Source organism: Pseudomonas sp. GYB4201 (genome assembly GCF_056312595.1).
The window spans coordinates 67716-75306 of sequence record NZ_JBWGIG010000032.1 but is presented as its reverse complement, the minus strand read 5'-3'; the positions used below and the strand labels follow the sequence as shown (position 1 = coordinate 75306).

Below are 7591 nucleotides of genomic sequence, written 5' to 3'. Positions count from 1 at the left end.
GGGCCCCCGCGCCTAGCGGACGCGGCTACACCGAACCCGCGTAGCAGCTGCCGCAGGCTGCGTCCTGCCATGGCGCGGTATGCCTGGGGATGCGCGGTGTGTTCGGACGCGGCCCTTGGCCGCTGCTACAGGTTCGGTGCGCGATCTGTAGCCGCCGCCGCCAGGCTGCGCTGGTCCCGGCGTGCACTGAAGGTTTTCAGCGTGGGGAAGGGCCAGCGCAGCCTTCGGCAGCGGCTACACCGAACCCGCGTAGCAGCTGCCGCAGGCTGCGTCCTGCCATGGCGCGGTATGCCTGGGGATGCGCGGTGTGTTCGGACGCGGCCCTTGGCCGCTGCTACAGGTGCGGTGCGCGATCTGTAGCCGCTCCCGGCAGGCTGCGCTGGTCCCGGCGTGCACTGAAGGTTTTCAGCGTGGGGAAGGCCAGCGCAGCCTTCGGCAGCGGCTACAAGCTGCTGCAGGCTGCGTCCTGCCATGGCGCGGTATGCCTGGGGATGCGCAGTGTGTTCGGACGCGGCCCTTGGCCGCTGCTACAGGTGCGGTGCGCGATCTGTAGCCGCTGCCGGCAGGCTGCGCTGGTCCCGGCGTGCGCTGAAGGTTTTCAGCGTGGGGAAGGCCAGCGCAGCCTGCGGTCGGTGTTACGGGGTGCGCATCGACAGCTCCACGTCCTCGGCGAACGGCAACGACAGGTAGCCGCTGGCCGTGGAGCTCACCTTTGCCAGGTACTCGGGGCTGTGGTCGGCGTTGTCGGCGACGATCAGCGCGCCGGGCTTCAGGCGGCTTTCCAGCAGCGCCAGGATCTCCGGGTACAGCGCCTTGGCGCCGTCCAGCAGCACCAGGTCGATCTGCGCAGGCAGGTCGCGGCTCAAGGTCTGCAGGGCATCGCCTTCGCGGATTTCCACCAGGTCCAGCAGCCCGCCGGCGCTCAGATTCTGCCGGGCGATGGCGACCTTGGACGGCTCGAACTCGCTGGTGATCAGCCGGCCGCCGCCGTTGTCCTGCAGGGCTGCGGCCAGGTGCAGGGTAGAGAGCCCGAACGAGGTGCCGAACTCGACGATGGTCGTCGCCTGGCTGCTGCGCGCCAGCAGGTACAGCAGCTTGCCGGTGGCGCGCGACACGGGCAGGGCGAAGTCCTTGAGGCGGCTGTACAGCTCGCGGTAACCCGTCTTGCTTTGCATCAGCTGCGCCAGCTGCTCGGCTGGCAGTTGCGACATGTCCGGGTGGTAGGCGTCGGCCTCGTCGAACAGGCGCTCCAGCAGGGCGGCGAGGGGGGCGCAAGTCAGGGTATTCATCGCATTCTCCAGGGTGAGTGTGCAGCGGTGTGGGTGTGGGTCTAGAATGCGATCAATCCATCACATTTTCTATTCGCATTCCCAGGCCCCCCATGAGCGAACGCCCCGCGCCCCCGATTTCACAGCGCAAACAGCCGCGCCAGGCCCGTTCCACCGAGCTGGTGGCGGTCATTCTCCAGGCCGCCACTCAGGTTTTGGCCCAGGAAGGCGCCCAGCGCTTCACCACCGCCCGCGTGGCGGAGAAGGCCGGCGTGAGCATCGGCTCGCTGTACCAGTACTTCCCCAACAAGGCCGCGATCCTGTTCCGCCTGCAAAGCGAGGAATGGCGCCAGACCAGCGACCTGCTCAGCGCCCTACTTGCCGACGCCGCCGCGCCGCCCTTGCAGCGCTTGCGGCAGTTGGTGCACGCGTTCATTCAGTCCGAATGCGACGAGGCCGCCATGCGCATAGCCTTGGACGACGCCGCGCCGCTGTACCGCAACGCGCCCGAAGCCCAGGCGGCGAGGGCGGCGGGCGAGGGCGCGTTCCAGCGCTTCCTGCTCGACCTGCTGCCGGACGTTGATGACGCGGCACGTGGGCTGGCCGCAGAGTTGATACTCGCGACCTTGAGCGGGGTGGGCAAACGCTTTTCCGAAACACCACGCACGCCGGCGCAGATCGAGGCGTATGCGGCGGCGATGGGGGATATGTTTTGTGCGTACCTGATTGGGTTGAAAGGCGCGGGCGCTGCGCATCAAGCCCAATAGGCGTCAGGTGGAGGAAGTATCCTGATACACATTGGCGGCCAGTGTTACTTTTGTTTTGTTGCACCTTTATTGGCCTGCCGATAGTCTTTTTCGTCGCTGGAAACAGGGCGGTGCGGCTAGTTAAAGGCTGTAGTTTGAATGTGCTTGCACGGATGAAGTCATCAGGAAGGTGGCGTCACGCGGTCGGTATGAAGTTGGGTGTTCATGATGAATACGGCGGTTTCATAGTGATGTACGTTGCAGAATTTTCATGGGTTAATAGGTGTGCGTGTCTATAAGGGAATATCGGTAATACTGCCAGTCTATAATGTCGTGGGTTTTATTGAGGAGGCGCTGGACTCGCTGCTGCAACAGACGGTACTGCCGTATGAGATCATTGTCATCAATGATGGCTCAACCGACGGTACGCTGGAACTGTTGCAGTCGCGGTACGCAGGGTGTGAGCTATTGGCGGTGCATAGCCAGAGTAATCAGGGGGTTGGGGCGGCAAGGCTAAAAGGCTTGAGTGTGGCTCAAGGTGATTTCGTCTATTTTTGCGACCCGGATGATGTCGTGCGCACAGATATGTTCGAAGGGTTCCAACGGCAACTTGATATTGATGCAGGGCTGGAACTTTATTACTTTTCGATGCGTGCCTTCGTGGATGAAAGCGGCAGGCGCAGGTTCCTTCGCCGAACTACCGCTTCGGCCCGCCCAGGGTGGTTGGAGTCGGGGAAGTGCCTGTTGCAGGATTTAGTCATTGCGCGCAAGCACAGTGCGTCCACCTGCCAATTCATCTTCAAGCGTTCAGTGTGCCAGAAGTTTCCCGTCCGCTTCGTTGGCCGCGTTCACGAAGATCACTGGTTCAGCATGAATATCTATCTCTACAGCGGCAAGACTTTCTCGTTGAACGACAGTTTGTATTATCAACGTGTGCGCCCAGGCTCACTCACGCGCTGCACCAAGGACCTGGCGTACGTTTTCGCTGCCAATGAAGCCTATCGAGACACGCTGGGTGCCTTGAAACTGCATGTGGATACGTTTTACAAGGGCAGGGATGTGGCGTTGAGCTACATGGAGCAAAACGTGAAGACACTTCTCATGTTGTGCGTGAAAAACGCTGTGCCTGTGCCCGCGCGTTTTTTTTCGCTCACGCGCAAGGATGTGAAAGGCTGTGGTGTAACGCTGCACAGCCGTGCTGTGCTCTGGCTGCCGGAACTGTTCTACCACTATCAACAGTTCAGGCACAGGCTGCGCCTGTTCAGGCGCCGGCTACGCAGGTGTTGAAGTGCCGCCCCCTGTAGCCACTGCTGCCAGGCAGCGGCTACAGGAATGGCAGCGCCTGCTTACTTGATCAGCGGCACGCCGCTCAGCTTCTCCAGCTCTTCGAAGCTGATGTCCGCAACGATCTCGCGCACTTTCAGGCCGTCGCTGGTGACGTCCAGAATGGCCAGGTCGGTGTAGATGCGGCTCACGCAACCGATGCCGGTCAGCGGGTAGGTGCACTCGGGCACCAGCTTGCTTTCGCCGGTCTTGGTCAGGTGGTCCATCATCACGAACACCTGGCGTGCGCCGGTGGCCAGGTCCATGGCGCCGCCCACGGCCGGGATCGACCCCTCGGCGCCGGTGTGCCAGTTGGCCAGGTCGCCCTTGACCGACACCTGGAAGGCGCCCAGCACGGCGATGTCGATGTGGCCGCCGCGCATCATCGAGAACGAGTCGGCGTGGTGGAAGAAGGCGCCGCCGGTGAGCAGGGTCACGTGCTGCTTGCCGGCGTTGATCAGGTCGTCGTCCTCTTCGCCTTCGGCCGGGCTTGGGCCCATGCCCAGCACGCCGTTTTCGCTGTGCAGGAACACTTCCTTGTCGCCCAGGTAGTTGGCCACCAGGGTCGGCACGCCGATGCCCAGGTTGACGTAGGCGCCTTCTTTGATGTCTTCGGCCACGCGTTGGGCCATTTCGTTACGCGAGAGTTTTTTCAGGGTCATGGCGGGCCTCAAACGGCTTTGGCGGTCGAAGAAACAGGGTAGGTCGGCACGGCGACCACGCGCTGGACGAAGATGCCCGGCGTGATGATGTGCTCAGGGTCCAGTTCACCCAGTTCGACGATTTCATTGACCTGCGCGATGGCGGTCTTGGCGGCCATGGCCATGATCGGGCCGAAGTTGCGTGCGGCCTTGCGGTACACCAGGTTGCCCCAGCGGTCGCCCTTGTAGGCCTTGATCAGCGCGATGTCGGCGTGCAGCGGCATTTCCAGCACGTAGTTGCGGCCGTCGATGACGCGGGTTTCCTTGCCTTCGGCCAGCAGGGTGCCGTAGCCGGTTGGCGAGAAGAACGCACCAATGCCCGAGCCCGCGGCGCGGATACGCTCGGCCAGGTTGCCCTGGGGTACCACTTCCAGCTCGACCTTGCCGGCGCGGTACAGCTCGTCGAACACATAAGAGTCGGACTGGCGCGGGAACGAACAGATCACCTTGCGCACGCAGCCGGCTTTCAGCAGCGCGGCCAGGCCAACCTCGCCGTTGCCGGCGTTGTTGCTGATGATGGTCAGGTCGCGGGCACCGGTGGCGATCACGCCATCGACCAGCTCCGAAGGCATGCCGGCGGTGCCGAAGCCACCCACCATGATGACCGAACCGTCGGCAATCCCTTCCACCGCGGCAGCGACGGACTCAAACGTTTTATTGATCAAAGCGAGCTCCTGGTTTTTCCTGGAGTGTGAATGAGTCAAGGCACGGGCCACGGGCAATGGCCACGTCTTCTTGTTATCAATTTAGCCGAAGCGCTGTCGGCAGCGACGCCAGGCGCCCAATGGGCGGCGCTTGGCGTCATGGCTATAGCGTGCCGCAAAACGGGGGTGGGGGGAGAGTGCCTGAAGCTGAATTGGTGCGATTATCGGACTGTTGTGCGATATAAGGCCGCTTTTTACCGCCTTCAGCTCATCGACGGCGCCTGGCGCCGCGCCCATTGCTTGAGCCACGCCTCCAGCGCGACCGGCGCCAGGGGCGGCGAGAACAGGTAGCCCTGGCCCACCGGGTAGCCTTGTTCCTGCAGGCGTGCGCGCTGCGAGTGGGTTTCGATGCCTTCGGCCACCAGGGTCAGGTGCAGGCTCTGGCCCACCCCCAGGATGGCCTGGCTGAGGGCGCGGGCGGCCTCACTGTGGTCCAGGTCGGCGACGAAGCTGCGGTCCAGTTTCAGCTCGTGGAAAGGCAGGCGCCGCAGGTAGCTGAGGCTGGAATAGCCGGTGCCGAAGTCGTCCATGGACAGGCGGATGCCGCGCGCCTGAATGCGCTGGATGGTGTCCAGGGTGCTGGGGTTGCTGTCCAGCAGGATGCTCTCGGTCAGTTCGATGATCAGATCCTTGGGCGCCAGGTGGTGGCGGTGCAGCAGGGTGTCCACCAGCGTCGCCAGGTCCAGGCGGTGGAAGCTCACCGAGGACAAATTGACCGCCACCGACGGCACGTCCACACCCTGGGCGCGCCACGCCGCCAGTTGCCGGCAGGCCTCGTCCAGGGCCCAGCGGCCCAGCTCGTCGATCAGCCCGCTTTCCTCGGCCAGCGGGATGAAGCGGCCTGGCGGGATATCGCCCAGCTGCGGGTGGCGCCAGCGCGCCAGGGCCTCTACGCCGTACAGGCGGCCGCTGGCCAGTTCGACCTGGGGTTGGTAGTGCAGGTGCAGCTGGCGGTGGGCGATGGCCTGACGCAGCGCCGACTCCAGCGCCAGGTGCTCGCGGGCGACGCTGTTCATCTCGTGGCTGAAGAAACGGAAGGCGCCGCGGCCGCTGTTCTTGGCCTGGTGCATGGCGATGTCGGCGCGGTGCAGCAGGCTTTCCATGGTGGCGCCGTCCAGCGGGTACAGGGCGATGCCGACGCTGGCGGTGATGCTCAGGCTGGTCTGGGCGATAGTCATGGGCTGGCTGAGCAGCGCCTGCAGGCGCTCCACCGTCAGGGCGGCGTGCTCGGCATCGCCGTCAGTGAGCAGCACCACGAACTCATCGGCCGACAGCCGCGCGGCAATGTCGGCCTCGGTCAACTCGTGGCGCAGGCGCGCCGCCACCTGGCGCAGCAGCTCGTCGCCGGCCGGGTGGCCCAGGGAGTCGTTGACCTGGGTGAAGCGGTCGAGGTTGATGAACAGCACCGCCACCGGGTGCGCCTTGCCGGCGCCGCTGGCGATGATGGCGTCGGCGCGGGTCTGCAGGAAGGTGCGGTTGGGCAGGCCGGTGAGGCCGTCGTAGAACGCCAGCTGGCGGATGCGATGGCGCGACGCGTCGCGCTCCAGCGCCAGGGCGCAGAGGTTGGCGCAGGCGTCCACCAGGCGCTGGTGGAAGGCTTCGGCGTGGGCGTTGCGCGGCGCATGGAAGTAGAAGGCGAAGGTGCCGATGGGCTGGCCTTCGCTGTTGCGGATGGGCGTTGACCAGCTGCCGATGATGCCCAGCGGCAGGGCCAGGTAGAGAAAGTCGGCCCACAGCGGGTCTTCGGCGATGTTGTCGATGCGCACCGCTTCGTTGCGCCAGGCCGCGGTGCCGCACGAGCCCACCTTGGGGCCGATGCTCAGGCCGTTGAGCTGGCGGCAGTATTCGGGGTCCAGGCTGGGCGCGGCCAGGGAGTGCAGTTGGCCCTGGTCGTCCACCGCCAGGATCGAGGCGGTGACCTCGGGGGCGATGCGCTCCACCTCAAGGCAGATCAGCTCCAGCACCTCGGTCAGCGGCTGCTCGCGGGCCACCGCTTCCAGCACCTGATGCTGCAGGGCACGATGGATCTTGCTTTCGGTGATGTCGGTGAACAGGGTGACGGTGTGCTGCAGGCGGCCGTTGTCATCCACGATCGGGCTGCTGGTCATGCGCGCCCAGTAGCGTTGGCCCTGCTTGCCGGTGACGATGGCCTCGCGGTGGCCGCCGTCCTCGGCGCTGGAGTCCTCGCGCGGCGCCAGCAGCTGGGCAGGGTCGCAGCCCCAGACCTCGTGGTCGCTCCAGCCGAACATCTGCCCGAAGCCGCTGTTGGTGTAGGTGATCAGCCCCTGGCGGTCGGTGATCACCGCGGCGGTGTCACTGACCTCGGCGGCGATCGACAGCAGCTTCAGGCGCTCCTGCTGGGCGCGTTCCTGCTCCAGCCGCGCGGTAATGTCGGTGGCGATTTTGAGGATCTGCGCCACCTGTCCGTTTTCATCCAGCACCGGCAGGTAGGTCGCCTCCAGCCAGCAGCTGCTGCCATCGCGGCGCAGCCGCTCGGCTACGCCCGAGCGCGAGCCGCCGTCGCGCAGGCTCTGCCAGAACGCCGCATATTCGCCGCTGTTCACCAAGCTTGGCGGGCAGAACGCGCTGTGATGGCGGCCGCGCAGGTCCACCCCGCCATAGCCCAGCAGGGCCTGGTAGTTGGCGTTGGCGTCGAGCAGGGTGCCCTCGGGGCTGAACCAGGCCATGGCCATCACCCGGTGCAGGGCGGCCAGTTGGACGGCGTTGGCGGTGACGCTTGCGGTATCGGGTGTCATGTGCACGGCCTGCTTGCGGCAAACGGAAGGCTGCCGGCATCCGTGCCGCTCATGAGTGCTGAGTATAGCGCCGGGTTTATGCCGTGGCTGCAG

Annotated in this window: 6 protein-coding genes; 2 read left to right on the top strand and 4 right to left on the bottom strand. The window is 65.0% G+C overall.

What is annotated here, in order from left to right; genetic code table 11:
• Positions 1-635 precede the first annotated feature (635 nt).
• On the bottom strand, positions 636-1289 hold the full coding sequence (locus tag AC0Z2B_RS24730; RefSeq protein ID WP_476300105.1) for an O-methyltransferase: 654 nt from the start codon (positions 1287-1289) through the stop codon (positions 636-638).
• Between the two features lie 92 nt (positions 1290-1381).
• Here AC0Z2B_RS24730 and AC0Z2B_RS24725 point away from each other — a divergent pair, with 92 nt between their 5' ends.
• Together AC0Z2B_RS24725 and AC0Z2B_RS24720 are read left to right on the top strand one after the other, a co-directional pair.
• Complete coding sequence (locus AC0Z2B_RS24725; RefSeq protein ID WP_476300103.1) at positions 1382-2035, top strand: TetR/AcrR family transcriptional regulator; 654 nt, start codon at positions 1382-1384, stop codon at positions 2033-2035.
• Positions 2036-2299: 264 nt separating this feature from the next.
• Positions 2300-3301 carry a glycosyltransferase family 2 protein gene (locus AC0Z2B_RS24720; protein ID WP_476300101.1) on the top strand — a complete coding sequence of 334 codons (1002 nt, stop codon included), beginning with the start codon at positions 2300-2302 and terminating at the stop codon, positions 3299-3301.
• 59 nt (positions 3302-3360) lie between these two features.
• On the opposite strand, the gene AC0Z2B_RS24715 is transcribed toward AC0Z2B_RS24720, so the two are convergent.
• From AC0Z2B_RS24715 to AC0Z2B_RS24705, 3 genes are all read right to left on the bottom strand, one after another.
• Positions 3361-3999 carry a 3-oxoacid CoA-transferase subunit B gene (locus tag AC0Z2B_RS24715; RefSeq protein ID WP_476300099.1) on the bottom strand — a complete coding sequence of 213 codons (639 nt, stop codon included), beginning with the start codon at positions 3997-3999 and terminating at the stop codon, positions 3361-3363.
• Between the two features lie 8 nt (positions 4000-4007).
• Entirely contained in the window at positions 4008-4703 is a 696-nt protein-coding gene (locus tag AC0Z2B_RS24710) for a 3-oxoacid CoA-transferase subunit A (protein WP_416423872.1), read from the bottom strand.
• 242 nt (positions 4704-4945) lie between these two features.
• A complete protein-coding gene (locus tag AC0Z2B_RS24705) occupies positions 4946-7498 on the bottom strand; it encodes a sensor domain-containing protein (protein ID WP_476300097.1) in 2553 nt (850 codons plus the stop codon).
• Positions 7499-7591 lie beyond the last annotated feature (93 nt).